At 65.1% G+C, this 26,862-nt stretch carries 23 protein-coding genes and 1 rRNA gene; 21 read left to right on the top strand and 3 right to left on the bottom strand.

Features of this window, described 5'->3' with window-relative positions:
* The first annotated feature begins 54 nt into the window (after positions 1 to 54).
* Positions 55 to 2,982, top strand: coding sequence for an excinuclease ABC subunit UvrA (gene uvrA, locus MTX35_RS10520; RefSeq protein WP_243595085.1), 2,928 nt, complete (start codon positions 55 to 57; stop codon positions 2,980 to 2,982).
* A gap of 87 nt (positions 2,983 to 3,069) precedes the next feature.
* Here the strand turns inward: uvrA and MTX35_RS10515 are convergent, their stop codons facing one another.
* Positions 3,070 to 3,450, bottom strand: coding sequence for a DUF1844 domain-containing protein (locus tag MTX35_RS10515; RefSeq protein ID WP_243594907.1), 381 nt, complete (start codon positions 3,448 to 3,450; stop codon positions 3,070 to 3,072).
* A 380-nt stretch (positions 3,451 to 3,830) separates the two neighbouring features.
* Here MTX35_RS10515 and infC point away from each other — a divergent pair, with 380 nt between their 5' ends.
* The 17 genes from infC (at position 3,831) to MTX35_RS10430 (ending at position 22,641) form a co-directional block, all read left to right on the top strand.
* The gene (infC, locus tag MTX35_RS10510; RefSeq protein WP_279393398.1) at positions 3,831 to 4,571 is read left to right on the top strand and encodes a translation initiation factor IF-3; all 741 of its coding nucleotides are present in this window, start codon (positions 3,831 to 3,833) and stop codon (positions 4,569 to 4,571) included.
* A 116-nt stretch (positions 4,572 to 4,687) separates the two neighbouring features.
* Positions 4,688 to 4,882: a 50S ribosomal protein L35 gene (gene rpmI / locus MTX35_RS10505; protein WP_032394297.1), complete on the top strand. Its 195-nt coding sequence runs from the start codon at positions 4,688 to 4,690 to the stop codon at positions 4,880 to 4,882.
* Positions 4,883 to 4,969: 87 nt separating this feature from the next.
* Positions 4,970 to 5,359 (top strand): 50S ribosomal protein L20, encoded by a 390-nt coding sequence (rplT, locus tag MTX35_RS10500; RefSeq protein ID WP_032378959.1) that lies wholly within the window; start codon positions 4,970 to 4,972, stop codon positions 5,357 to 5,359.
* 38 nt (positions 5,360 to 5,397) lie between these two features.
* Entirely contained in the window at positions 5,398 to 6,204 is an 807-nt protein-coding gene (locus tag MTX35_RS10495; protein WP_243594906.1) for an RNA methyltransferase, read from the top strand.
* 139 nt (positions 6,205 to 6,343) lie between these two features.
* On the top strand, positions 6,344 to 7,411 hold the full coding sequence (pheS, locus tag MTX35_RS10490) for a phenylalanine--tRNA ligase subunit alpha (protein WP_243594905.1): 1,068 nt from the start codon (positions 6,344 to 6,346) through the stop codon (positions 7,409 to 7,411).
* A gap of 56 nt (positions 7,412 to 7,467) precedes the next feature.
* Entirely contained in the window at positions 7,468 to 9,954 is a 2,487-nt protein-coding gene (gene pheT / locus MTX35_RS10485) for a phenylalanine--tRNA ligase subunit beta (RefSeq protein WP_243594904.1), read from the top strand.
* A 114-nt stretch (positions 9,955 to 10,068) separates the two neighbouring features.
* Positions 10,069 to 10,626 (top strand): hypothetical protein, encoded by a 558-nt coding sequence (locus tag MTX35_RS10480; protein WP_243594903.1) that lies wholly within the window; start codon positions 10,069 to 10,071, stop codon positions 10,624 to 10,626.
* A gap of 52 nt (positions 10,627 to 10,678) precedes the next feature.
* The gene (gene argC / locus MTX35_RS10475) at positions 10,679 to 11,734 is read left to right on the top strand and encodes an N-acetyl-gamma-glutamyl-phosphate reductase (RefSeq protein ID WP_243594902.1); all 1,056 of its coding nucleotides are present in this window, start codon (positions 10,679 to 10,681) and stop codon (positions 11,732 to 11,734) included.
* Between the two features lie 32 nt (positions 11,735 to 11,766).
* A complete protein-coding gene (gene argJ / locus MTX35_RS10470) occupies positions 11,767 to 12,969 on the top strand; it encodes a bifunctional glutamate N-acetyltransferase/amino-acid acetyltransferase ArgJ (protein ID WP_243595083.1) in 1,203 nt (400 codons plus the stop codon).
* Entirely contained in the window at positions 12,966 to 13,880 is a 915-nt protein-coding gene (argB, locus tag MTX35_RS10465; protein ID WP_243594901.1) for an acetylglutamate kinase, read from the top strand. The genes argJ and argB overlap by 4 nt, the downstream gene beginning before the upstream one ends.
* A complete protein-coding gene (locus MTX35_RS10460) occupies positions 13,877 to 15,082 on the top strand; it encodes an acetylornithine transaminase (RefSeq protein WP_243594900.1) in 1,206 nt (401 codons plus the stop codon). The genes argB and MTX35_RS10460 overlap by 4 nt, the downstream gene beginning before the upstream one ends.
* Positions 15,079 to 16,014: an ornithine carbamoyltransferase gene (gene argF, locus MTX35_RS10455; protein ID WP_243594899.1), complete on the top strand. Its 936-nt coding sequence runs from the start codon at positions 15,079 to 15,081 to the stop codon at positions 16,012 to 16,014. The genes MTX35_RS10460 and argF overlap by 4 nt, the downstream gene beginning before the upstream one ends.
* Positions 16,011 to 16,526: an arginine repressor gene (locus tag MTX35_RS10450; protein WP_037192611.1), complete on the top strand. Its 516-nt coding sequence runs from the start codon at positions 16,011 to 16,013 to the stop codon at positions 16,524 to 16,526. Before argF ends, MTX35_RS10450 begins: the two co-directional genes overlap by 4 nt.
* Positions 16,527 to 16,577: 51 nt before the next feature.
* Positions 16,578 to 17,777, top strand: coding sequence for an argininosuccinate synthase (locus MTX35_RS10445; RefSeq protein ID WP_094612580.1), 1,200 nt, complete (start codon positions 16,578 to 16,580; stop codon positions 17,775 to 17,777).
* Positions 17,774 to 19,222 carry an argininosuccinate lyase gene (gene argH, locus MTX35_RS10440; RefSeq protein WP_243594898.1) on the top strand — a complete coding sequence of 483 codons (1,449 nt, stop codon included), beginning with the start codon at positions 17,774 to 17,776 and terminating at the stop codon, positions 19,220 to 19,222. The genes MTX35_RS10445 and argH overlap by 4 nt, the downstream gene beginning before the upstream one ends.
* Positions 19,223 to 19,330: 108 nt before the next feature.
* Positions 19,331 to 22,348 (top strand): AMP-binding protein, encoded by a 3,018-nt coding sequence (locus MTX35_RS10435; protein ID WP_243594897.1) that lies wholly within the window; start codon positions 19,331 to 19,333, stop codon positions 22,346 to 22,348.
* 86 nt (positions 22,349 to 22,434) lie between these two features.
* A complete protein-coding gene (locus tag MTX35_RS10430) occupies positions 22,435 to 22,641 on the top strand; it encodes a Trm112 family protein (protein ID WP_243594896.1) in 207 nt (68 codons plus the stop codon).
* Positions 22,642 to 22,646: 5 nt separating this feature from the next.
* Here the strand turns inward: MTX35_RS10430 and MTX35_RS10425 are convergent, their stop codons facing one another.
* Both MTX35_RS10425 and MTX35_RS10420 read right to left on the bottom strand, forming a co-directional pair.
* Positions 22,647 to 23,402, bottom strand: coding sequence for an ABC transporter permease (locus MTX35_RS10425; protein WP_243594895.1), 756 nt, complete (start codon positions 23,400 to 23,402; stop codon positions 22,647 to 22,649).
* A complete protein-coding gene (locus MTX35_RS10420; protein WP_243594894.1) occupies positions 23,399 to 24,130 on the bottom strand; it encodes an ABC transporter ATP-binding protein in 732 nt (243 codons plus the stop codon). The genes MTX35_RS10425 and MTX35_RS10420 overlap by 4 nt, the downstream gene beginning before the upstream one ends.
* 80 nt (positions 24,131 to 24,210) lie before the next feature.
* On the opposite strand from MTX35_RS10420, the gene MTX35_RS10415 reads away from it, so the two are divergent.
* The 3 genes from MTX35_RS10415 to MTX35_RS10405 form a co-directional block, all read left to right on the top strand.
* A complete protein-coding gene (locus tag MTX35_RS10415; protein ID WP_243594893.1) occupies positions 24,211 to 24,855 on the top strand; it encodes a DNA-3-methyladenine glycosylase in 645 nt (214 codons plus the stop codon).
* A gap of 38 nt (positions 24,856 to 24,893) precedes the next feature.
* The gene (gene tyrS, locus MTX35_RS10410) at positions 24,894 to 26,168 is read left to right on the top strand and encodes a tyrosine--tRNA ligase (protein ID WP_243594892.1); all 1,275 of its coding nucleotides are present in this window, start codon (positions 24,894 to 24,896) and stop codon (positions 26,166 to 26,168) included.
* A 571-nt stretch (positions 26,169 to 26,739) separates the two neighbouring features.
* Positions 26,740 to 26,862, top strand: a 16S ribosomal RNA gene (locus tag MTX35_RS10405); the annotation flags it as partial.

Below are 26,862 nucleotides of genomic sequence, written 5' to 3'. Positions count from 1 at the left end.
CTGCGTCGTGCAGCAACTCGACTGGACGTGCTCGTTCGGAAAGAAGGGAACACAGTGGCGGATCGCCTGATAGTGCGAGGTGCACGGGAGCACAATCTGCGGGGAGTCGACATCGACCTGCCTCGGGACGCGCTGATCGTGTTCACGGGTCTGTCCGGCTCGGGCAAGTCGTCCCTCGCCTTCGACACGATCTTCGCCGAAGGTCAGCGTCGCTATGTGGAGTCGCTGTCCGCGTACGCGCGTCAGTTCCTCGGCCAGATGGACAAGCCGGACGTCGATTTCATCGAGGGCCTCTCGCCTGCGGTCTCCATCGATCAGAAGTCGACCAACCGCAATCCGCGATCGACGGTGGGCACCATCACCGAGGTCTACGACTACCTCCGCCTGTTGTACGCGCGTGCAGGAACGGCTCATTGCCCGGTGTGCGGCGAACAGATCGCGAAGCAGACTCCGCAGCAGATCGTCGATCAGGTGCTGGACATGGAGGAGGGCCTGAAGTTCCAGGTACTCGCCCCAGTGGTGCGCACTCGCAAGGGCGAGTTCGTCGACCTGTTCGACTCTCTCAACACTCAGGGCTACTCGCGTGTTCGGGTCGACGGCGTCGTCCATCAGCTCACGAGCCCGCCGGTGCTCAAGAAGCAGGAAAAGCACGACATCGAGGTCGTCGTAGACCGTCTGACCGTCAAGTCGAGCTCGAAGCAGCGTCTGACCGACTCGGTCGAAACCGCACTTCGACTGGCCGACGGCATCGTTGTGCTCGATTTCGTCGACCGGGACGAGAATGCATCGGACCGTGAGCGCCGGTTCTCCGAGAAGCTCGCGTGCCCCAACGGCCACCCCTTGTCCATCGACGATCTCGAACCGCGGTCGTTCTCCTTCAACTCGCCGTACGGTGCGTGCCCGGATTGCGTCGGGCTCGGCGTGCGCAAGGAGGTCGACCCGGAGCTGGTCGTTCCCGACGGCGATCTCAGCCTCGCGGACGGTGCCATCGCACCGTGGTCGATGGGCCAGACATCGGAGTATTTCGGTCGACTGTTGTCCGGGCTCGCCGACGCCATGGGGTTCGACCTGAACGCGCCGTGGAACAAGTTGCCCGCCAAGGTCAAGCGTGCGGTCCTCGAGGGCAGCGATCACCAGGTACACGTGAAGTACAAGAACCGCTACGGCCGCACGCGGTCGTACTACGCCGAGTTCGAGGGTGTGATGCCGTTCTTGCATCGTCGACTCGAGCAGACCGAGTCCGAGCAGATGAAGGAACGCTACGACGGCTACATGCGCGACGTGCCGTGTCCCACCTGCAACGGTGCCAGGCTGCGGCCCGAGATCCTGTCGGTGACGATCGCAGCGGGCGATTTCGGGCCGAAGTCGATCGCCGAGGTGTGCGAGTTGTCGATTGCCGACACCGCGAACTTCTTGAACAGTCTCACCCTCGGTCGCCGCGAGGAAGCGATCGCTGGGCAGGTCCTCAAGGAGGTTCAGGCTCGACTCGGCTTCCTCCTCGACGTCGGTCTGGAATACCTGTCACTGGCCAGGACCGCCGGCTCGCTGTCCGGCGGGGAGGCCCAGCGCATCCGGCTCGCCACCCAGATCGGGTCGGGACTCGTCGGCGTTCTCTACGTCCTCGACGAGCCGTCCATCGGACTGCACCAACGAGACAACCGCCGTCTGATCGACACGTTGACGCGGTTGCGCGATCTCGGAAACACACTGATCGTCGTCGAGCACGACGAGGACACCATCCGCACGTCCGATTGGATCGTCGACATCGGTCCGCTGGCGGGTGAGCACGGCGGACGCGTCGTGCACAGCGGTTCGTACGAGGACCTGTTGACCAACCAGGAATCGCTGACCGGTGCGTATCTGTCCGGGCGGATGGAGATTCCGCTTCCCGACACCCGTCGTGTCGTGGACAAGAAGCGTCAGGTCACCGTGGTCGGTGCCCGCGAGCACAATCTTCGCGGCATCGACGTCAGCTTCCCGCTCGGCGTGCTGACCTCGGTCACCGGAGTGTCGGGTTCGGGTAAGTCCACGCTCGTCAACGACATCCTCGCGACGGTGATGGCCAACAAGCTCAACGGTGCCCGTCAGGTTCCCGGTCGGCACACGCGTATCAACGGACTCGATCAGCTCGACAAGCTCGTACGGGTGGATCAGTCGCCCATCGGCCGCACCCCACGCTCGAACGCTGCCACCTACACCGGGGTATTCGACAAGATCCGCACGCTGTTCGCGGCGACCACCGAGGCCAAGGTGCGCGGCTACCAGCCCGGTCGATTCTCGTTCAACGTCAAGGGCGGCCGGTGTGAGGCCTGCTCAGGAGACGGCACACTCAAGATCGAGATGAACTTCCTGCCGGACGTCTACGTTCCGTGCGAGGTCTGTGAGGGCGCCCGGTACAACCGCGAGACACTCGAAGTCCACTACAAGGGCAAGACCATCGCCGAGGTTCTGGATATGCCGATCGAGGAGGCTGCCGACTTCTTCGAGGCCATCACCTCGATCCACCGCTACCTGAAGACGCTCGTCGAGGTCGGTCTCGGGTACGTGCGGCTCGGCCAACCGGCAACGACGTTGTCCGGCGGCGAGGCGCAACGCGTCAAGCTGGCAGCGGAACTGCAGAAGCGGTCCACCGGCCGCACGGTCTACATCCTCGACGAACCGACCACCGGCCTGCACTTCGAGGACATTCGCAAGCTGCTCGGCGTCGTGAACGGCCTCGTGGACAAGGGCAACACGGTGATCGTGATCGAGCACAATCTCGACGTCATCAAGGTTTCGGACTGGGTCATCGACATGGGACCCGAAGGTGGTTCCGGCGGTGGAACGCTTGTGGCACAAGGTAATCCGGAAGCCGTAGCAGCGGTACCCGAAAGCTACACCGGAAAATTCCTGCAGGAGGCGCTCTCCCGCGAGTCCGTCGTGGCCCCGCCGGTGAAAGCTGCTCCGAAGAAGCGCAGGCCACGCAAGGTCGCTGCTGTCTGACTCATGTCCCGGTAACCACGAAGCCGCACTCGGTATCGACCGGGTGCGGCTTCGTGGGTATGCAGCTGTCGTCGTCGAAGGTCCTGCTCAGTGCACCGGACCGGTGTACTTCTCGCCTGGACCCTTTCCTGGCTCGTCCGGGTGGGCAGATGCTTCCCGAAATGCGCGCTGCAGTGCCTGCAACCCGTCGCGAATGGGTCCGGCATGGGGACCGAGGTATTCCACCGACGCGGTGACCAGGCCTGCCAGCGCGGTGATGACGCGTCGTGCCTCGTCGAGGTCGAGATATGGGCTCTCGGCGGGATCCGGCTCGGACAGTCCCAGCTTCTCGGCTGCGGAACTCATCAGCATGACCGCAGCGCGGCTGATGACCTCGACCGCGGGGACCTCGGCGAGTTCACGGACTTCGGGCTCGGCACCCAGGGGGTCGGCACCTGCGGCATCGTCGTGATTGGGGGAGCTGGTCATGCCTACGAGAATCCCACGCCGCCTACTGTCGGGAGAATCGGGTGCCGACGAGTCCGGGTGCGATCGGGCTCGATTGTCGGTTTCTCGAATCTGCTGGTAGTGTGACTCGACGACCGTCTTCGGCGTGCGCTTCTCGATGGAGTGCACCGCACGGAGGCAGCAAGTGGAGCCCGACTCCCACCGGCACGTAGGCATCGACACGCTACTTCCGGTCCGGTCGCACGATGGTTCACCCTCTCGGGTAGCCAGCGTGCTTCCTCTCAGTGAGGAGACTGTACGACGTCATGTCATGCGGGTCGACCGGTCGACATCGGGCCCTGCTATCGGTTCACACCGGGAGCAGGGTTTTTTCGTTGCAGCGATTCGCATCGCTGCGGGGAATGTCGAGGATCGACGGCGACGGGCTGTGCCAGTGGCAGGCGGTCGGGTTACACACCACACCGCACTACCTAGGAGGCCCCATCAGCACTGAGACCCGCATCAACGATCGCATCCGAGTTCCCGAGGTCCGGCTTGTCGGACCGGGCGGTGAACAGGTGGGGATCGTGCGTGTTGAAGATGCACTCCGCTTGGCTCTCGAAGCCGACCTCGATCTTGTCGAAGTAGCTCCCGACGCGCGTCCGCCGGTCTGCAAGATCATGGACTACGGGAAGTTCAAGTACGAGGCTGCGCAGAAGGCGCGCGAATCGCGCAAGAACCAGACGCTCACCGTCATCAAGGAGCAGAAGCTCCGCCCCAAGATCGACGCGCACGACTACGAGACCAAGAAGCGCAACGTCGTTCGCTTCCTCGAAGCGGGCTCGAAGGTCAAGGTCACCATCATGTTCCGCGGTCGCGAGCAGTCGCGACCCGAACTCGGTTTCCGTCTGCTGCAGCGCCTGGGCGCGGACGTCGCGGAGCTCGGCTTCGTGGAGACCTCGGCCAAGCAGGACGGCCGCAACATGACGATGGTGTTGGCACCGCACAAGGGTGCCAAGACTCGCGTCAAGGCACAGGAGAGCGCAGCGGCACCGCCCGCGCAACGCGCACCGGCTCCCGCGCCGGCACAGCCCGCCGATGCAGCCCCGGCTGCCGAGGCACCGGCCGCAGCAGCTCCGGCTACTCCGGCGCAGACCAACTGAGCCTCGTGCTCTACCAGTAAGACAGCCCTACACCCGCTTCGGTGCACAGTTTTTCCGTTGCGTCGTACGGCTGTGCCATGCAACACCGAAGAGCGATTACAGAAGAAGAGGATTTCATGCCCAAGCAGAAGACCCACAGTGGTGCCAAGAAGCGATTCAAGGTGTCCGGCAGCGGCAAGATCCTGCGCCAGAAGGCCGGCCGTCGCCACCTGCTCGAGCACAAGCCCACCAAGGTGACTCGTCGCCTCGATGGTGTTGCCGTCGTCAAGAAGCCCGACGTACCGCGGATCAAGCGCCTGCTCGGCATCTGATCTGGACCGGCCGCCGACTGATACCGGTCGGCTTCATCCCTTTACCATTCGGGGTTTCACAAGCCCCCAGATCGACAGGATTTACCAGTGGCACGCGTAAAAAGGGCCGTCAACGCCCAGAAGAAGCGCCGTTCGATTCTCGAAGCGTCCAAGGGATACCGCGGACAGCGCTCACGTCTGTACACCAAGGCCAAGGAGCAGCAGCTCCACTCGCTGACCTACGCGTACCGGGACCGCCGCGCACGCAAGGGTGACTTCCGCAAGCTGTGGATCACGCGTATCAACGCTGCAGCTCGGGCCAACGACATCACGTACAACCGCTTCGTCCAGGGCCTCAAGGCCGCGGGCGTCGAGGTCGACCGCAAGATCCTTGCGGAGCTCGCGGTGTCGGATGCTGCGGCATTCGCAAGCCTGGTCGCCATCGCCAAGGCTGCACTGCCTGCCGATGTCAACGCTCCGGCCGGAGAAGCAGCCTGAGCGAGTCGACGTACGACGACTCAACACCGAAACGGCCCGTGGATTCGCTGACCGAGCGAACTCCGCGGGTCGTTTCGGCCGTCAAGCTCGCGCGAGCCGCGGAACGCAAGAAGTCCGGGCTCTTCCTCGCCGAAGGCTTCAACGCGGTGTCCGAGGCGGCGCAGTCCCGGTTGGTTCGTGAGCTGTTCTTCACCCCGGATGCTCTCGAGCGCCACCACGACCTCATTGCGTCCGTCGAGGCCGCTGGCGCACGAGTTTTTCCGATCACAGACCGCGCTGCGAAGGCATTGTCCGACACCGTGACGCCGCAGGGTCTCATCGCAGTCACCGAGTTGATCGTCGTCCCGCTCGACCGTGCGTTGGCCGGAACACCGCGGTTGGTCGCCGTACCGGTGGAAACTGCCGAGCCGGGCAATGCCGGGACGGTCATTCGCGTCGCCGACGCGGCTGGAGCGGATTCGATTGTCTTGCTGGGTGACTCGGTGGACCCCCATAACGGAAAGTGCGTCCGCGCCTCGGCGGGCAGCGTGTTCCACCTGCCCATCGCTCGGGAGCGATCGATCGAGTCCGGAATCGACGCGTTGCGCAGGGCGGGTCTGACCATCGTCGCCACGGCCGCCGACGGCGAAGTGGACTTGGACGACGCCGACGAGTTGCTCACGCAACCGACCGCGTGGTTGTTCGGCAACGAGGCGCACGGGCTCCCCGAGTCGGTGACGCGCGATGCCGATCACCGTATTCGAATCCCGATCCACGGCCGCGCCGAGAGCCTCAACCTCGCGACTGCAGCGGCGATCTGCCTGTACGCGAGTGCTCGGGCACAGCGACGCTCCGGAACCTCGTGAGCGCGGTCGCCTAGGATCGATACCTGTCTGCTCCGCGCAGGAGTGAAGCCTGCGCAACGACCCTTGTTGCGCAGGAGTGAAGCCTGAGCAACGACCCTTCGTGGCAGACACCGACTATTACTCGAGGAGTGCAGCTGTCGTGGCGAAGAAAGATGTCGCAACCGAGCCGGTGGATCCGAGCGTTCTCGAGGAGTCTGCGCTCGGAACCGCAGTGGACTCGGCCGAGCAGGCGTTCGCGGACGCGTCGGACCTCGATGCTCTGACCAAGGTCAAGATCGATCACGTGGGCGGCAAGGCTCCGTTGGCGCTGGCGCAGCGCGCCCTCGGTGCGATCCCGGGGGACCAGAAGGCGGACGCGGGCAAACGCGTCAAGGCAGCGCGCGATCGAGTGCAGAAGGCCTTCGACGAACGACGCGCCGTGCTGTCGGCCGAGCGTGACGCCGCCATCCTGGTCGCCGAGACCATCGATGTGACACTGCCGACCGACCGAGCTCCCGCCGGCGCCCGGCACCCCATCACGATCATTTCCGAACAGGTCGCCGACGTGTTCGTCGCAATGGGCTGGGAAGTCGAAGAAGGCCCCGAGGTCGAGACCGAGCACTTCAACTTCGATGCGCTCAACTTCTTACCCGACCACCCTGCGCGCACGATGCAGGACACTTTTCACATCGCGCCCGAGGGTTCGCGGCAGGTGCTGCGCACGCACACTTCGCCGGTTCAGGTCCGGTCGATGCTCTCGCGTGAGGTTCCGATCTACGTCGTCTGCCCAGGCCGGACGTTTCGCACGGACGAACTCGACACGACGCACACTCCGGTCTTCCATCAGGTCGAGGGTCTTGCCATCGACAAGGGCCTGACCATGGCGCACCTGCGCGGCACGCTGGATGCGTTCGCGAAGGCACTGTTCGGCAACGACACCCGTACTCGCATGCGCCCCAACTACTTCCCGTTCACCGAGCCGTCGGCCGAGGTCGACGTGTGGTTCCCGAAGAAGAAGGGCGGCGCCGGTTGGGTCGAGTGGGGTGGCTGCGGAATGGTCAACCCGAAGGTGTTGCAGGCCAGCGGCATCGACCCCGAGGTCTACACCGGATTCGCGTTCGGAATGGGTCTCGAGCGGACGCTCCAGTTCCGCAACGACATCCCGGACATGCGCGACATCGTCGAGGGCGACATCAGGTTCACCTTGCCCTTCGGTGTTCAGGCCTGACGGACGTTCTTCACCCGCCCCACTTCTTCTCGGATACAAGAAAGAGCTGAGCACACGTGCGAGTCCCACAATCCTGGCTGACCGAGGTCCTACACGCGGGGACTCCCGACTGGGCCGTGTCGCCCGAGGAGCTCGACGCCGGTTTCGTACGGGTCGGGTTCGAGGTCGAGGAACTCGAGTCGCTGGACAACGTGACCGGCCCTCTGGTCGTCGGTCGGGTGAGTTCGATCGAGGAGCTGACCGAGTTCAAGAAGCCGATTCGCTTCTGCCTCGTGGACGTCGGAGCCGCCGAGCCTCAGGAAATCGTCTGCGGCGCCAGGAACTTCGCCGAGGGCGACCTCATCGTGGCCGCGCTGCCGGGCAGCGTCCTGCCCGGGGGATTCGCCATCGCGTCGCGCAAGACCTACGGCCGCAACTCCAACGGCATGATCTGCTCGACGCTCGAACTCGGGTTGGGTAAGGATCACTCCGGAATTCTGGTGCTGCCCGAGGGCACGGCCGCTCCGGGCGACGACGCCAGAGCCGTTCTCGGTCTGCTGGACTCGGTCATCGAGCTCAACGTGACCCCGGATCGCGGCTACGCCTTCTCGGTCCGCGGCCTCGCCCGCGAACTGGCCTGCAGTTTCGACCTTCCGTTCGTGGATCCGGCGCGCACGGTCCCCACCGAGGTCACCGGTGACGCCTGGTCGGTCACCGTCGAACCGAAGTCGGGCGCATCGCGATTCGCGTTGCGCAAGATCGTCGGAATCGATCCGACGGCGACGACGCCTTGGTGGATGCAGCGTCGACTGCTGCTGGCCGGCGTACGCCCGATCTCGGCGGCCGTCGATGTCACCAACTACGTGCTGCACGAACTCGGCCAGCCGCTGCACGCGTTCGATGCGGCCAAGCTCGACGGCGATCTCGTCGTCCGCCGCGCGAATGAGGGGGAGAAGCTGACCACTCTGGACGGCGTCGAGCGGTCGCTCGATGCCGAGGACGTCGTCATCGCCGACGGGTCGGGAGCCATCTCGTTGGCCGGTGTCATGGGCGGCGCGTCCACCGAAGTGGACGACTCGACCACCGAGGTCGTACTCGAAGCTGCATCGTTCGATCCGCTCGCGGTGTTCCGCACCGGGCGTCGCCACAAGCTCTCCAGCGAGGCCAGCAAGCGTTTCGAGCGGACAGTCGATTCTGCTCTTCCGGTCGCAGCGCTGGATCGAGCAGCACAGTTGCTGGTCGAGATCGCCGGTGGTCGGATCGAGCCCGTGTTGACCGATATCGGCGAAGCCGCCGAATATCCGACGGTCACGATGGACTTCGACCTACCGGATCGAATCGCCGGAGTGCAGTACCCCAATGGAACCGCTGCCCGACGGTTGACGCAGATCGGCTGCGGCGTCGAGGTGTCTGTCGGCGACGGCGGACACGGCCAGCTCATCGTCACCCCGCCGTCCTGGCGACCGGACCTGGTGCAGCGCGCCGACCTGGTGGAAGAGGTGCTGCGGCTCGAAGGGCTCGAACAGATTCCGTCGGTGCTGCCGTCGGCCCCGGGAGGTCGCGGCCTCACCGCCGAACAGAAGCGCAGGCGCGCCGTCGGTAAGGCACTCGCGTTCTCCGGATACGTCGAGGTGTTGCCTCCGGTGTTTCTGCCCAAGGGTGTGTTCGATACATGGGGTCTCGACGCGGACGATCCGCGGCGCGCGACCACCTCGGTGCTCAATCCACTCGAGGCCGACCGTCCCGAGCTCGCGACCACCGTCCTTCCGGGTTTGCTCGAGATGTTGAGCAGGAACATCGCCCGCGGCCAGCGAGACGTCTCGTTGTTCGGCATTGCACAGGTGGTGCTGCGGCACGACGCCACCGCCGCCGTGGACGCGTTGCCGGTCGATCGTCGTCCCACCGACGACCAGATCGCGATGCTTCGCGGTTCGTTGCCGGCGCAGCCGGTGCACGTGGGCATGGTGCTCACCGGTCAGCGTGAGTTGTCGGGCCCGTGGGGTCCCGGCCGCGCCGCCGAGGCCGCCGATGCGTTCGCTGCGGTGCGCACTGTTGCCGAGGCGTCCGGAGTGCACGTCGATCTTCGGGCGGCACAACATCTTCCGTGGCATCCAGGTCGGTGCGCGGAGGTCCTGCTCGACGGCGAGGTCGTCGGATACGCGGGCGAGCTGCATCCGGCGGTGCTCGAGCGGGCGGGCTTGCCGCCGCGTACGTGCGCCGTGGAGTTGAGCCTGAGCGCTCTGCCCGTGGTCGAATCGCTGCCTGCCCCCGAGGTGTCGCCCTATCCGGCGGTGCTGCAGGACGTGGCCGTGGTGGTCGACGCCTCCGTCCCGGCGGCGTCGGTGGAAGCCGCTCTCACGATCGGTGGTGGCGATCTGCTCGAGTCGATTCGACTGTTCGACGTCTACGAGGGTGAACAGGTCGGCGAGGGGCGCAAGTCGCTGGCGTTCGCGTTGCGCTTCCGCGGTGCCGACGGCACCTTGACCGAGGATCAGGCTACGGCTGCCCGCGATGCTGCGGTCGAAGCGGCATCGAAGGCCGTCGGAGCGCAGTTGCGCAGTTGAACCAGCGCAGCTCCGCAGTTGAATCAGTGCAGCCGCGCAGTTGATCCGTCCACGGCCGGGCTCGCGTGTCCGTAGCGTGGAGTCACGAGTGGCCACGGGTGACGGGAGCAGCGCATGAGTGAGTTCGAGAAAGACGGCACGCCGACGGATCTTCGGGTGGTCGAGGAGATTCTGGCCGCCGTGGCGGGTCGCCCGCGCCTGGCCCCGGTGGCAGCTGCCGCGTCGGCTCTGGCGGCCGAGCTGAGCACCGCAGAACCGGAGCCGATCGGTCCCGATCGCGGAGCGCCACCCGGAACCGTTCCCGATGTCGACGTTCCGCAGGTGACCAAGCCGCGGATCGATCAGCCGCTCGGGGACCCACCGCCGGGGGCTCCGCTCGGCGGAACCGTGCCGGGGATCGTCGACGCGGAGCTGGTGGAGGACCTGCCCGCCGGCACCGGATACGGTGCGGGGTCGGCGAGCGCGCCGATCGGTGACTTCACCGATTCGGGGGTGCCCACCTGGGACGGTGTGCGCGACAAGGTCGAACAGCGATCGGGCACAGCCGTCGGTGCAGAGGAGTTGGACCGAGAATCGGCGGCGGGCCGTGACCTCGACGAGCAGTGGAACGAGCGGCAGGAAGCCGGCCGCAGGAAGCTCGACGAGATCCGCAAGTCCATGGGTGGACGGTGACACACCGGACCCATTCATGAATGAGCTTGCATGATGCTGCATAATAAACCGCATGACTATTTCGGAGGCCACGCCGAGGCGCATCGCGGTGGCGGGCGCAAGCGGATACGCCGGTGGTGAGATTCTTCGACTGCTCCTCGGGCACCCGGGGGTGCGCGACGGTTCGTTGGTCATCGGCTCTCTGACCGCGGGCGGCAATGCCGGTGCGACGCTGGGTGAATTCCATCCCCACCTGTTGCCACTCGCAGACCGCGTTCTCGCCCCGACCACCGTCGACGAACTCGCCGGGCACGACGTCGTGTTCCTGGGGCTCCCGCACGGCAAGTCCGCCGAGCTCGCGCTGCAGCTGCCCGAGTCCGTGGTGATCATCGACTGCGGGGCCGACTTCCGCCTCACCGATGGTGCGGCCTGGGAGAAGTACTACAAGAGTCCTCATGCGGGTAGTTGGCCGTACGGATTGCCGGAGTTGCCGGGCTGCCGTGAAAGGTTGATCGGTGCCACTCGCATCGCGGTTCCCGGGTGCTACCCGACGGTGTCGTCCCTCGCGCTCGCACCTGCCGTCGCCGCAGGCATCATCGAGCCCCGCGTCAATATCGTTGCCGTCACCGGTAGTTCGGGTGCCGGTCGCGCTCCCAAGGCCGATCTTCTCGGTTCGGAGGTGATGGGTTCGGTTCGGGCGTACGCGGTTGCGGGCGCACACCGTCACACTCCCGAGATCGTGCAGAACCTCTCGGCCGTCGCCGGTAGTGCTGTATCGGTGTCCTTCACGCCGGTTCTCGCACCGATGCCTCGCGGAATCCTGGCCACCTGCACCGCGGTCACCACCGCAACGCAGACGCAGGCCGTCGAGATCTACGAGAGGGCCTACGCCGCAGAGCCGTTCGTGCACGTGCTTCCGGCCGGTCGGCTTCCGCAGACCGGTTCGGTCATCGGGTCGAACGCCGTGCAGATGAGCGTGTCGGTCGACGCGGACGCCGGCTTGCTCGTCGTGATCGCGGCCATCGACAACCTGGCCAAGGGCACGGCGGGTGCCGCAGTCCAATCCATGAACCTTGCACTGGGAATCACCGAGACCGAGGGTCTCTCTACCGTAGGAGTAGCGCCATGAGCAGCGTCGAGAGCGAGGCGAAGGCCGTCGGCATGGTTGCGGGAAAGCTCGTGCGCACGCAGGGTGTCACCTGTCCCGCGGGGTTCCGCGCCGCCGGTATTCCGGCCGGTATCAAGGCGAGTGGCAAGTCCGATCTGGCCTTGGTGTTCAACGAGGGTCCCGATTTCGCTGCGGCGGGTGTGTTCACCCGCAACAAGGTCAAGGCTGCTCCGGTCTTGTGGTCGCAGCAGGTGCTCTCCACCGGACGGCTGCGCGCAGTGATTCTCAACTCCGGTGGTGCCAATGCCTGCACGGGTGCGCCTGGCTTCCAGGATTCACACCGTACGGCCGAGGAAGTGGCGTCCGCCCTGAGCAATTGGGGTTCCGAGACCGGGGCGATCGAGGTTGCCGTGTGCTCGACGGGTCTCATCGGTGATCGGCTCCCGATGGACAAGCTGCTGCCCGGCGTGACCGAGGTGGTACACGAACTCGCAGGCGGTATTTCGGGTGGCACGGATGCGGCGTACGCGATCATGACCACCGACACCGTGCCCAAGCAGGCGGCTGTTCACCATGCCGACAAATGGAACGTCGGCGGCATGGCCAAGGGTGCGGGCATGTTGGCACCGTCGTTGGCCACGATGCTCAGCGTCATCACCACCGATGCCGTTGCCACCGCAGAACAACTGGACAAGGCGCTGCGCGCGGCGACTCGATTGTCCTACGACCGGCTCGACGTCGACGGCGCGTCCTCGACCAACGACACCGTGCTACTGCTCTCCTCCGGGGCCAGCGGAGTGGCACCGTCGCAGGAAGAACTCGACGCTGCGGTCCTGGCGGTGTGCGACGATCTGGCCGACCAGATGATGGCGGACGCCGAGGGCGTTACCAAGCGGGTGCGGATCACCGTGTCGGGTGCGATGAACGAGGACGACGCCCTGATCGGCGCGCGCACTGTCGCCAGGGACTCGCTGGTGAAGACAGCTCTGTTCGGGTCGGATCCCAACTGGGGTCGAGTGCTCGCGGCAATCGGTATCGCCCCGATCGAGCTCGATCCGGATCGAATTGCAGTGGCCTTCAACGGTGATCCGGTGTGCATCGACGGCGTGGGAGCGCCGGGGGCTCGGGAGGTCGACCTGTCCGGTGTCGACATCGCGGTGACCATCGATCTCGGTCTCGGCGCAGGGTCGGCCACCATCCGCACCACCGATCTCTCGCACGCGTACGTCGAAGAGAATTCGGCGTACTCGTCATGACCTCGGCGGCACTGCAGTTGACGGCCGCGCAGAAGGCCTTCACTCTCGCCGAGGCTCTGCCCTGGCTGCAACGATTCTCGGGCAAGATCGTCGTCGTGAAGTACGGCGGAAACGCCATGGTCGACGACGATCTGAAGCGGGCTTTCGCGGCCGACATGGTATTTCTGCGCACCGTCGGAATACACCCGGTCGTCGTTCACGGCGGCGGGCCGCAGATCTCGGCCATGCTGACCAGACTCGGCCTGACAGGTGAATTCCGCGGCGGATTCCGCGTCACCACGCCGGAGGTCATGGACGTCGCGAGGATGGTGTTGTTCGGGCAGGTCGGGCGCGAGCTGGTCGGATTGATCAACGGTCACGGTCCGTACGCCGTGGGAATCTCCGGTGAGGACGCGCACCTGTTCACCGCGACGCGTCGTACCGTGCTGGTCGACGGCACCGAGACCGATATCGGCCTCGTCGGCGACGTCACCTCGGTGAACCCTGCAGCGGTCTTCGATCTCATTGCAGCAGGACGCATTCCGGTGGTGTCCACCATCGCTCCCGACCGCGATGGCGTCGTACACAACATCAACGCCGACACTGCGGCAGCGGCTCTTGCCAGTGCCATCGGTGCCGAGAAGATGGTGGTGCTCACCGATGTCGAAGGCCTGTACACCGATTGGCCCGATCGCAGCTCGTTGACCTCCGAGATCGACGCGTCCACGCTCGAGGCGTTGCTGCCCTCGCTCGACGCCGGGATGGTGCCGAAGATGGAAGCCTGCCTGCGTGCGGTTCGATCGGGTGTTCCGTCGGCGCATGTCATCGACGGTCGCGTCGAACATTCCGTTCTGGTGGAGCTGTTCACCGGTGAGGGAATCGGCACCATGGTCACCCCCGATCATTCTTCTACGTCAGGAGTCACGCCATGACCGGCACCGAGTCCACCCTCGATCTGCAACAGCGGTGGTCGAATTCGTTGATGGACAACTACGGTGTTCCGCGCGTGGCGCTCGTCCGCGGCGAGGGCGCGGTGGTGACGGACGCCGATGGCAAGCAGTATCTGGATCTGCTCGCGGGTATTGCCGTGAACATCCTCGGACATGCCCATCCGGCGGTGATCGAGGCGGTCACCACTCAGCTGTCCACCCTTGGGCACACCTCGAATCTGTATGCGACAGAACCAGGTATCGCGTTGGCCGAGCAATTGCTCGCGCACCTCGGTGCCGGTGCCACCGGCCGGGTGTTCCTGTGTAATTCGGGAACCGAGGCCAACGAGGCGGCGTTCAAGATCGCTCGCCTGACCGGCCGCCCCAACATCGTGGCAGCCGAGAAGTCCTTTCACGGACGGACGATGGGTGCTCTCGCGCTGACCGGTCAGCCGGACAAGCGGATCCCGTTCGAGCCGATGCCTGCAGGCGTGCACCACGTGCCGTACGGCGATGTGGCCGCGCTGGAAGCCGTGGTCGATTCCGACACCGCCGCAGTCTTTCTCGAACCGATCATGGGCGAGGGCGGTGTCGTGGTTCCGCCCGAGGGATACCTCCTCGCTGCGCGCGAGATCACCGCAAAGCACGGTGCACTGCTGGTCCTGGACGAGGTGCAGACCGGTATCGGCCGAACGGGATGGTTCTACGCCCACCAGTCGGTCGGCATTGTGCCCGACGTGATCACGCTCGCCAAGGGTCTGGGCGGCGGACTGCCCATCGGCGCATGCATCGGCATCGGAGCGGCGGGGGAGTTGCTGCATCCGGGCAAGCACGGCACCACGTTCGGTGGTAATCCGGTCTGCGCAGCTGCCGCGCTGGCGGTGTTGCGGACCATTGCCGACGAGGATCTGCTCTCGCATGCAGACAGCATCGGCAAGACCATCGCGCACTCCATCGAGGGTCTCGATCACCCTCTGGTGAGCCATGTCAGGGGTTCGGGTCTGCTACTGGGCGTGGTGCTGACCGCGGCTGTCGCACCGGCGGCCGAAGCGGCTGCGCGCGAGGCAGGCTTCCTCCTCAATGCGGCGCAGCCCGACGTGTTGAGACTCGCACCGCCACTGATCATCACCGAAGAGCAAGCCGCGTCGTTCGTGACGGCGTTACCGGCAATTCTCGACGCAGCACAGGAGGCTCATCAGCCATGACCGTTCAGCACTTCCTCCGGGACGACGACATCACGCCACAGCAACAGGGCGAAATCCTCGCTCTGGCAGCAGAGCTCAAGCGTGCACCGTTCTCGAAGCGTCCGCTCGAGGGCCCCAAGGGAATAGGTGTGATTTTCGAGAAGAACTCGACACGCACTCGCTTCTCGTTCGAGATGGGCATCGCGCAGTTGGGTGGTCATGCCGTGGTGGTGACCGGCCGCGACACCCAGCTGGGTCGCGAGGAGACGCTGCAGGACACGGGGCGGGTTCTTTCGCGCTATGTCGAGGCGGTGGTGTGGCGTACGTTCGGGCAGAAGCGGCTCGAGCAGATGGCCACCGGCGCAACGATTCCGATCGTCAACGCCCTCTCCAACGAGTTCCACCCCTGCCAGGTTCTGGCGGATCTGCAGACCCTGATCGAGCACAAGGGAAATCTGCAGGGTCGCACCTTGGCCTACTTCGGTGACGGTGCCAACAACATGGCGCACTCGCTGCTCATCGGCGGAGTGACGGCCGGGCTGAACGTGCGGATCGCCGCGCCCAAGGATTTCGCGCCGCTCGGCTACGTTCTCGACGCGGCCCATGCACGCGCGGAGGAAACCGGTGCCACCATCACCATCACCGAGGACCCGGTCGAGGCCGCTACCGGTGCCGACGCGCTCGTCACCGACACCTGGACGTCGATGGGCCAGGAGAACGACGGTCTCGATCGCGTCGCTCCGTTCCGGCCGTATCGCATCGATTCCGATCTGCTCTCGAAGGCGCAGTCGGACGCCGTCGTGCTGCACTGCCTCCCCGCACATCGCGGCGAGGAGATCACCGACGAGGTGCTCGACGGTCCCCAGAGTGTGGTCTGGGACGAGGCCGAGAACCGCTTGCACGCGCAGAAGGCACTGCTGGTGTGGCTCCTCGAGCAGGCCCGCCGACCATGAGCGAGGACGTCACTGCGGTGCCGTTGACCGCGTCGACCCGCGCGGGCAGGCAGGCACGGATCATCGCGTTGCTGGCCACGCATCAGGTGCGCAGTCAACCGCAGCTGGCGTCGCTGCTCGCGGCCGAGGGAATCGACACCACTCAGGCCACGCTGTCGCGGGACCTCGAGGAATTGGGTGCCGTGAAACTCCGCGCACCCGACGGTGGAGTGGGGGTGTACGTCGTGCCCGAGGACGGCAGCCCGGTCCGCGGAGTGTCCGGCGGCACCGACCGCCTCCTGAAGTTGCTGGGGGAGTTGTTGGTGTCAACCGATCACAGCGGGAACCAGGCCGTACTCCGAACGCCACCCGGCGCGGCGCACTACCTGGCCAGCGCTCTGGATCGTGCTGCGATGCCCGAGATCGTCGGGACCATCGCCGGCGACGACACGATTCTGTTGATTGCCCGCGAGCCACATACCGGTGGCGAGGTCGCGGACAAGATCGAAAAGCTTGCTCGACGCGGTAACTGAGATCCGGTTACCCATCATGCGCAACACGAACAACGAAGGAGCTTGAACACCATGGCCGAACGCGTCATCCTCGCCTACTCCGGCGGACTCGACACCTCCGTCGCCATCAGCTGGATCGGGAGGGAGACGGGCAAGGAGGTCGTTGCCGTCGCCATCGATCTGGGCCAGGGCGGCGAGGACATGGACGTCGTGCGTCAGCGCGCACTCGACTGCGGCGCAGTCGAATCCGTCGTCGTCGACGCCAGGGACGAGTTCGCCGACGAGTACTGCTTGCCGACGGTGCAGTCCAACGCGCTGTACATGGATCGATACCCGCTCGTGTCGGCCATCAGCCGTCCATTGATCGTCAAGCACCTCGTGGAGAACGCGCGGGCGCACGGCGGAACCGTTGTCGCACACGGGTGCACGGGTAAGGGCAACGATCAGGTTCGGTTCGAGGTCGGCTTCAACACGCTGGCCCCCGAGCTCGAGGTGTTGGCACCGGTTCGCGACTACGCGTGGACGCGCGAGAAGGCGATCAAGTTCGCCGAGGAGAACGACATCCCGATCAACGTGACCACCAAGTCGCCGTTCTCGATCGACCAGAACGTTTGGGGGCGCGCGGTGGAGACCGGTTTCCTCGAAGACCTGTGGAACGCGCCGACCAAGGATGTCTACGACTACACCGAGGATCCGACGGTCAACTTCCAGGCTCCGGACGAGCTCGTCGTCTCGTTCGACAAGGGTCGTCCCGTCGCGATCGACGGCCGTCCGGTCTCGGTACTCGAAGCGATCCAGGAGCTCAACACTCGTGCGGGTGCTCAGGGTGTCGGGCGTTTGGACGTGGTGGAGGATCGGCTCGTCGGCATCAAGAGTCGCGAGATCTACGAGGCACCCGGTGCCATGGTGCTCATCCGCGCCCACGAGGAGCTCGAGCACGTGACCCTCGAGCGCGAGCTCGGTCGCTACAAGCGCCATACCGACCAGAAGTGGGCCGAACTGGTGTACGACGGACTGTGGTACTCCCCGCTCAAAGGTGCTCTCGACACGTTCGTGCAGCACACGCAGGAGCACGTCTCCGGCGATATCCGCCTGGTTCTGCACGCGGGCGGGATCATCGTCAACGGACGCCGCAGCGGCGAGTCGCTCTACGACTTCAATCTCGCCACCTACGACGAGGGCGACACGTTCGACCAGTCCGCGGCCAAGGGGTTCGTTCAGCTGCACGGACTCTCGTCGAAGATCGCCGCGAAGAGGGACCTGGGCCTGTGACGAATTCGGAGACCTCGCACGGAACCAACGAAGGTTCGCTCTGGGGCGGCAGATTCGCATCCGGGCCTGCCGCCGCCATGGCGGCGTTGAGCAAGTCGACACACTTCGACTGGGTGCTCGCGCCGTACGACATCCGCGCATCCATGGCACACGCTCGCGTGCTGAACGGCGCCGGACTACTCACCCCGCAGGACCTCGAGACCATGCTCGACGGTTTGCAGCGCCTCGCCGACGACGTCTCCTCGGGAGCGTTCGTGGCAGCCGAGTCGGACGAGGACGTCCACGGCGCTCTCGAACGCGGGTTGATCGATCGGGTCGGACCCGAGGTCGGTGGTCGGTTGCGCGCAGGCCGGTCCCGCAACGACCAGGTGGCCACGCTGTTCCGGATGTGGCTGCGCGACGCCGTCCGCCGGGTGTCGGTCGGCGTTCTCGACGTGGTCGACGCGTTGGCCACCCAGGCAGCGGCGCATCCGACGGCCGTCATGCCGGGCAAGACGCATTCGCAGGCCGCACAGCCGGTGTTGCTGGCGCATCATCTGCTCGCGCACACCCATCCGCTGCTGCGCGATGTTCAGCGCTTCGCGGATTTCGACACGCGAGCAGCGGTGTCGCCGTACGGTTCCGGTGCTCTTGCCGGATCGTCGCTCGGGCTCAGTCCGGAGAAGATCGCAGCCGAGCTCGGGTTCGACTCGTCGGCCGAGAACTCGATCGACGCCACCTCCTCGCGTGACTTCGCCGCCGAAGCGGCCTTCGTGTTGGCGATGACGGCGGTCGATCTGTCGCGATTCGCCGAGGAGGTCATCTCGTGGAGCACTCCCGAGTACGGCTACGTGACGTTGGCCGACGCGTGGTCCACCGGTAGTTCGATCATGCCGCAGAAGAAGAACCCGGACGTCGCGGAGCTGACCCGAGGAAAGACCGGCCGTTTGATCGGAAATCTGACCGGCCTGCTGGCCACGTTGAAGGCGCAACCGTTGGCCTACAACCGTGATCTTCAGGAAGACAAGGAGCCGGTGTTCGATTCGGTGGCGCAGCTCGAGCTGTTGCTGCCAGCGCTCACCGGTTTGACGGCGACCCTGGAGTTCGACACCGAACGCATGGCCGAGCTGGCACCGGCCGGGTTCACACTCGCAACCGACATCGCCGAATGGATGGTGCGGCAGGGGATTGCGTTCCGTGTTGCTCACGAGGCTGCAGGAGCCTGCGTGCGGGCGGCCGAGGCGCGAGGCGTCGGGTTGGTGGGTCTGACCGACGACGAGCTGGCCGCGATCGATCCGTCCCTCACTCCGGCCGTTCGTGAGGTGCTCACGGTGGAGGGTTCCATCTCGTCGCGGGATGCGCGCGGTGGCACGGCGGCCGTGCAGGTTGCGCATCAGCTGGGGGGCGTGCGGGCGACTGCCGGGACCCTGCGTGCATGGGCCGAGGAACCGGTGTTGCGGCACTGAGTGCGCAATCGATATCCATGCCGGTTCCCCGAGTGTGATGTGAGAAGCTTTCGTCACGCGAAGATCGATGCCGGTCGTTCCGTCGGGGCCGAACGCAGGAGTGTATTTGTGGGACTGAATGCAGACGCCGTACGCGGTCCACTGCGCCGAGCCATCGCCACGGCGCAGAACGGTCTCGAGGTCATCCGTCTGGGTGGTCTCGAAACCGAGGTGGATCCGTCGCCGTTTCGGGTGATGGACCGCGAGCCGATGTATCGGCTTCGGCGTTACTTCCCCGACGATGTGCCCGCGGACAGTCCGCCGGTGGTGCTCATTCCGCCGATGATGGTCTCGGCCGATGTCTACGACGTCACCACCGACCAAGGCGCGGCCGGAATCCTGCACGGTATGGGTCTCGATCCGTGGGTTGTCGATTTCGGATCGCCCGATACCGAAGAAGGCGGGTGGGGCCGCACGCTCGCCGACCACGTCGTGGCGATCAGCGAGGTCGTCGACAAGGTGCACGAGTACACCGGACGCGACGTCCACCTGGGCGGCTACTCCCAGGGCGGAATGTTCTGCTACCAGGCAGCCGCGTACCGAGGCGGCCGAAATCTGGCCAGCCTCATCACATTCGGGGCCCCGGTCGACACTTTGGCCGGATTGCCTCTCGGAATCCCTGCCGGGGTGGCCACGCGGGGTGCCGAGTTTCTCGCGGACCACGTCTTCACCCGGCTCGCGGTGTCGGGTTGGATGGCCCGGACGGGATTTCAGCTGCTCGATCCGGCGAAGACTGTGCGGTCACGCCTGGATTTCCTTCGCCAGTTGCACGACCGCGAGGCACTGTTGCCGCGGGAGCCGCAGCGACGATTCCTGGCGATGGACGGGTGGGTGGCCTGGTCCGGCCCGGCCGTGGCGGAATTGTTGAAGCAGTTCGTCGTTCACAATCGCATGATGACCGGTGGGTTCGTCATCAAGGACAGGTTGCTGACGCTCGCCGAACTCACGGTTCCGGTCCTGGCCTTCGTCGGCGAGGTCGACGACATCGGTCAACCGTTGGCCGTGCGCGGCATTCAGCGCGCTGCACCGCGCGCCCAGGTCTTCGAGACGACGTTGCGCGCCGGCCACTTCGGGTTGGTCGTCGGCAGTACCGCTGCTGCGCAGACATGGCCGACGACCGGAAACTGGATCCGATGGCGAGAGGATCTCGGACCGAAGCCCGAGGCGGTCCGCGTGATGGAGCGCGAGGACCACAGCGACTTCGACAGCGGGGTCTCCATCACCAATCGTCTGATCCATACCGCTGCCTCCATTGCCGAGGTGGGCGTCGGCGTCGGGCGCGGGCTGGCATCGGCGGCGACCGGTGCAGTGCGCGGTACGCGAGAGATCTCGTCCGAGGCAGTACGTACCTTGCCGCGGCTCGCGCGACTCGGTCAGATGCAGCCACACAGTCGCGTGTCTCTGGGTCGCTTGATCGCCGAGCAGGGCCGTAAGTCTCCGAACGGGGAGTGCTTCCTGTTCGACGACAGGGTGCACACCTACGATGCGGTCAACGTGCGCATCGACAATGTCGTGCGGGGCCTGATCAGCGTCGGAGTGCGACCGTCGTCGCGCGTCGGAGTGTTGATGGAGACTCGGCCCAGCGCGCTGGCCGCGATGGCCGCGCTGTCGCGGATCGGGGCAGTGCCGGTTCTGCTGCAACCGGGCAGCGACCTGACTGCAGCCCTACGGACCGTCGACGTCGACACGGTGATCGCCGATCCGGACAACGTGGCGTCCGCAGTTCCGGTGGCACCGAACGTCCTGGTGCTCGGCGGCGGAGACAGTCGACGACTCGACATCCCAGCCGGCTACGAGGTCACCGACCTCGAGGCCATCGATCCCGATGCGGTGCGTCTGCCTCAGTGGTACGAGCCCGATCCGGGTCGTGCTCGCGAGCTTGCGATGATCCTGTTCACGACAACCGACCGTGGTCTCGAGCCGCGGTACATCACCAATCATCGGTGGGCACTGTCTGCCTTCGGTACTGCCACCACGGCCGCGCTCGGTCCCGGTGACACCGTCTATTGCCTTGCTCCGCTTCATCATTCGGCCGGGATTCTCGTCACGATCGGTGGTGCACTCGCAGGCGGATCGCGAATTGCACTCTCGCGTGGTCTCGAGCCCGAGCGGTTCAGCGAAGAGGTCTACCGCTACGGCGTCACCGTCGTGAGTTACACGTGGACGATGATGCGGCAGATCCTCGACGACGGCCGGTTCCCGGTCGACTCCGGTCACCCGGTGCGTCTGTTCATCGGCTCCGGCATGCCGGTGGGGCTGTGGCGTCGCACGTTGGCGCGGTTCAGCCCGGCTCGGGTGCTCGAGTTCTACGCATCCACCGAGAACGATGTGATTCTGGCCAATGTGGCGGGCTCGAAGATCGGCTCCAAAGGCCGTCCGCTGCCCGGTAGTGCACGGGTTGCGCTGGCGGCCTACGACCCGATCACCGGCCGCCTCGAAGAGGACGACGACGGCTTCGTACGGCAGTGCCGAGACGACGAGATCGGACTGCTCCTCGGCCGACCGAGCGGAGACGGCGAAGCCACCAGTCCCGTCATGCGCGGAGTATTCGAGCCCACAGACGCCTGGATCCCGACCGAAAACCTGTTCCGTCGCGATTCCGATGGCGATTACTGGCTCGTCGACCGCAAGGACACAGTGGTGCGTTCGGCGTGCGGTCCCGTGTACACCCAGCCGATCGTCGACGCCGTGGGAGACCTCGATCAGATCGATTCGGCCGTGGTCTACGGGGTGCGGGTGACTGCCGATCGGCCGCGGTCGGTGCGCGTCGAGGCGTCCGCCGTCGAGGTAGCGGTCTGTGCCATCTCGCTGCAGCCGGAAGCGGTCATCACCGCTCGTGCGTTGACGGACGCGCTCGGGGTTCTGCTTCCTGCCGAGCGTCCGGCGATCGTGCACGTGGTGCCCGAGATTCCGGTGGGGCGCGCGTACCGCCCGACCGCAACGGCATTGAAGAAGTCCGGAATTCCGACGCCGAGTGCGCGGTCGTGGTACTACGACTCGGAGTCGAACAGTTACCGCAGGTTGACGAAAGCTGTTGTGGCCGAACGATTCATCGGACGCGAGGCGATCGTCGAGCAGTCGTCGTAGGAGTGGAGCCTGCTGGGAAATGGCAGGTTCGGTAGCGTAAGCGAGTACACCACTTCGGTTCGACCGGAGCAGAGCGAAGGACACCCGTGGCAATCGATTCGACACTGCTTTCCATTCTCGCGTGCCCAGTGGACAAGGGTCCGCTGCTGTTGGTCGAAGGGGAATTGCTCTACAACCCGCGTCTGCGGCGTGCGTATCCGATCGAGAACGGTATTCCGGTGTTGCTCGCCGACGACGCCCGAGATGTCGACGACGCCGAGCACGAGTCGATCCTGGCTCGCGCCACCTCCTAGATCTGTCACGGGGTTCGGCGACGTAATGTCGCGGCCGCCCCGCTCAGTGCGGCAACGGTGAACCCCGCGACCACGGCGATGTCGGTCCACATGCCCCCGGTGACTCCGGGGTACCGGGATATCTCCTGGAGCGCGTCGACCAGGTAGCTCAACGGCAGAAGATTGCTGATCGTGCTCAGCCAATTCGGCATCTGGTCACGCGGCACCAGAAGTCCGCACAGAAACAGCTGTGGAATCACGACGACCGGCATGAACTGGACGGCTTGAAATTCGGTGCGAGCGAATGCGCTGCACAGCAGACCGATGGCGACGCCGAGCATCGCTCCCAGGACTGCGATCGCCAGAACCCAACCGACCGAGCCCTCGATGTCGAGCCCGAGAAGTCCGAACGCGACGGTGCATGCGAGTAGCGCCTGCGCGACAGCGGCGAGCGAGAAGGCGGACCCGTAGCTCGCGAGCAGGTCCAGTTTGGACATGGGAGTGGTCAGCAGACGTTCGAGCGTTCCCGAGGTGCGTTCACGCTGCATCGAGATCGACGTGATCAGGAACATGACGACGAACGGCAGGATGCCGAGCATCGTGATGGCGATCCGATCGAACAACGGCTGCTGGTTCGGCTGGGTCGGCACGTCTTCGTACAGGAAGTACAGCAACACCATCAACAGGGACGGAACGAGCAGAACCATGGCCGCCGATCGGTGGTCGGCTCTGAGCTGTCGCAGTATGCGGACGGTGCCCGCGGCGTAGATTCGCGCGTTCACGGTGTCTGTTCCGTAGATCTGATGAGAGACAGGAATGCGCGATCGAGAGTCGTTTCGTTTGTGCGCGCGAGTAGCGCCTCCGGGCTCGATTGAGCCAGCACGGTGCCGTCGCGCATCAGAACGAGACGGCTGCAGTGCTCCGCCTCCTCCATCACATGGCTCGAGACCAGCACTGTTGTGCCGCGTGCCGCGCTATCGGCGAAACGCGACCACAGCTCCGAGCGCAGTACGGGATCCAAGCCGACGGTCGGTTCGTCGAGGACGATCAGCTCGGGTTCGGCAACCAGCGCGCTGGCCAGGGAGACCCTCCCCAGTTGGCCACCCGAGAGTTCGCCGGCCCGTGACGACGCGTGGTCGGCCAGTCCGACCGACTCGATGGCGGACACCACGTCCGCACGTCGGCGGCCGTACAGCGACCCGAAGTACTGCACGTTCTCGCGAACGGTGAGGTCTCGGTACACGCTCGGTGCCTGGGTCACGTACCCGACCGTGCGGCGCAACGGTGCCGAACCGGCCGGAGTTCCGAGAACGGTCACGGTTCCGCTGTGCAGAATCTGAGTACCGACGATCGCACGCATCAGAGTCGTCTTGCCGCAGCCCGACGGACCGAGAAGTCCGGTGATGGCACCACGAGGGATCGTCAGAGACAGAGTGCGCAGCACTGTTCGCTTGCCGCGACGAACCGTCAGCCCCGTGATCTCGACGGCATGTTGCCCGGTGAACGCCATACTGGCCTCCAGACGCATCGGATGTCGAAGTCATAGCCCCGTCGGCACCCGGTCGTCAAGGGCGAAGCATCATGGGATGAATGAATGTCGCTGACTTGGAGATCGGGGAGCCCGACGACGCAGCCCGACGCATCCTCGGTGGAACCGTCACCGTGGGCGACGTGTCCGTGCGCATCGTGGAGGTCGAGGCCTACGGTGGTCCGCTCGATGGTCCGTGGCCCGATCCGGCTGCACATTCCTTCCGGGGGCCGACTCCTCGCAACGAGGTGATGTTCGGTCCCGCAGGGCGTCTGTACGTCTACCTGAGTTACGGGATGCACCTCTGCATGAACGTCAGCTGCGGCCCGGACGGTACGGCCGCTGCGGTGTTGCTGCGAGCGGGTGAAGTGGTGGCGGGTCACGACGTCGTCGAGAGCAGGCGCGCCGGCCGCGGTCCACGATCGCCGCGGGTCGAGGCCGGTTGGGCCCGTGGACCGGGCAATCTCGGTCGAGCACTGGGAGTCGCGCTGGCGGACAACGGTACGGAGCTGTTCGACGCGTCGTCCGCTGTCACCCTGCAACTGCTCGACCGTCCGCTGCCGGGCACGGCTCTTGTGTCCGGACCACGGGTCGGGGTGAGTCTGGCACCCGATCGTCCGTGGCGCTTCTGGATCCGCGGATCGTCGGCGGTATCGAGCTACAAACGCAGTCCTCGCGCCGACGCTCCCGGTGGCTCGGAGGCCTGACCGCCAGCTGGATGCGTCCATGCGGGAGGATCGACGTCGTGAGCGAGAACATCATCGACGAAATGACCTGGCGTGGACTGATCGCGCAGTCCACCGACGTGGACGCGCTGAGGGAGGCGACTTCCGAGGGTCCGATCACGCTGTATTCCGGTTTCGATCCGACCGGTCCGTCGCTGCATGCAGGGCACTTGGTGCCGTTGCTCGCGCTCAAGCGGTTCCAGCGGGCCGGACATCGGCCGATCATTCTCGCCGGCGGTGCGACGGGGCTCATCGGTGACCCTCGCGACGTGGGGGAGCGCACCATGAATTCCCCTGAAGTTGTCACCGAGTGGGCGTCGCGCATCCGTGGTCAGCTCGAGCGGTTCGTCGACCTGGACGAGAGCCCGACGGGTGCAGTGGTGGTGAACAATCTGTCGTGGACGGGGGAGCTGTCCGCGATCGATTTTCTGCGCGACATCGGCAAGCACTTCTCCATCAACGTGATGCTTGCTCGCGAGACGGTGAAGAACAGGCTCGAAAGCGACGGAATGTCGTACACCGAGTTCAGCTACATGCTGCTGCAGGCGAACGACTACGTGCAGCTTCGCAGGCAGTACGGCTGCAGTCTCCAGATCGGTGGTTCCGATCAGTGGGGAAACATCATCGCGGGGGTGGAGCTGAACCGGCGCCAGGACGCCGAGTCGGTCCACGCGATGACGGTTCCTCTGGTCACGTCCGCCGACGGCAAGAAGTTCGGCAAGTCCACCGGAGGCGGCAGCCTGTGGCTCGACCCGGAAATGACGAGCCCCTATGCCTGGTACCAGTACTTCGTGAATACCGGTGACGCGGACGTGGTGAAGTACCTGCGCTGGTTCACTTTCCTGTCCAAGGACGAGTTGGCAGAACTCGAGTTGGCGACCACCGAGCGTCCGCATGCGCGCGAAGCGCAGAAGCGCCTTGCCGCCGAGATGACCACGCTCGTCCACGGTGAAGCGGCGACGCGATCGGTCGAACTCGCCAGCCAGGCCCTGTTCGGGCGGGCGGAACTGACGGAGCTCGATGAAAAGACGCTCGCTGCCGCGCTGCAAGAAGCGTCGGTGGCGGACATCGAGGCCGGTGCACCGAACACCATCGTCGATTTGCTGGTCGCTACCGGATTGAGCGAAAGCAAGGGGGCTGCTCGGCGCGCGGTCAAGGAGGGCGGCGCATCGGTCAACAACGTCAAGATCTCCGACGAGGACTGGACGCCCGGCGCGGCCGATCTACTGCACGGCCGGTGGTTGGTGGTCCGACGCGGAAAGCGGAACTTCGCCGGCGCGCGAATCACCGGTTAGTTCTCCTCGGTTGGCAGTGGGCGGAGTCACATCCATGTAATTTGGTTACGACGCCCGTCAGTTGGGTAAGTGACCGGTTGCGACCAGGCTGTTCACACGAATCACGCGTGAACGACCTGGGGATTTGACGCGTTGTTATCCGGGGCGTAACTTTGTCCAGGTCAGAGCGACACGGACGCCAGCCCAGACCGCAAGGCCTGAGCAACGCGGAGTTCGCTTCCGACACAACGAAGGTGGTGAGCCGCGAGGCTTGACTCCTTCACGGATGAGAAGCGCAGTTTGACTGTGTTCGATCGTCTGATCTAATCTGGAACGGTTGCCCCGGACATCTACGAGCTTCAGCTCGCTGGTGAATGGTGTGTGCGTGTTCTTTGAGAACTCAACAGTGTGTCGATGAATGTCAGTGCCGAATTTTATTTGGTGAAAGCATTCGATGTATCAGCCATTCGCTTGTGGTGGTTGTTGTCGGGTGTTGTTTTGAATATGCTAGTTGAGTTTTTTTGCTAGTGATTTGACTTGATGTCTTTGACTGATTCGCAGCCCTTTTCGGGGGTTGTTGTTTCGCAGGTCTTTTACGGAGAGTTTGATCCTGGCTCAGGACGAACGCTGGCGGCGTGCTTAACACATGCAAGTCGAGCGGTAAGGCCTTTCGGGGTACACGAGCGGCGAACGGGTGAGTAACACGTGGGTGATC

It is taken from the genome of Rhodococcus sp. ARC_M12, assembly GCF_022810385.1.
Taxonomy (GTDB): Bacteria; Actinomycetota; Actinomycetes; order Mycobacteriales; family Mycobacteriaceae; genus Rhodococcoides; species Rhodococcoides navarretei.
This window is presented reverse-complemented; position numbering and strand designations above follow the sequence as displayed.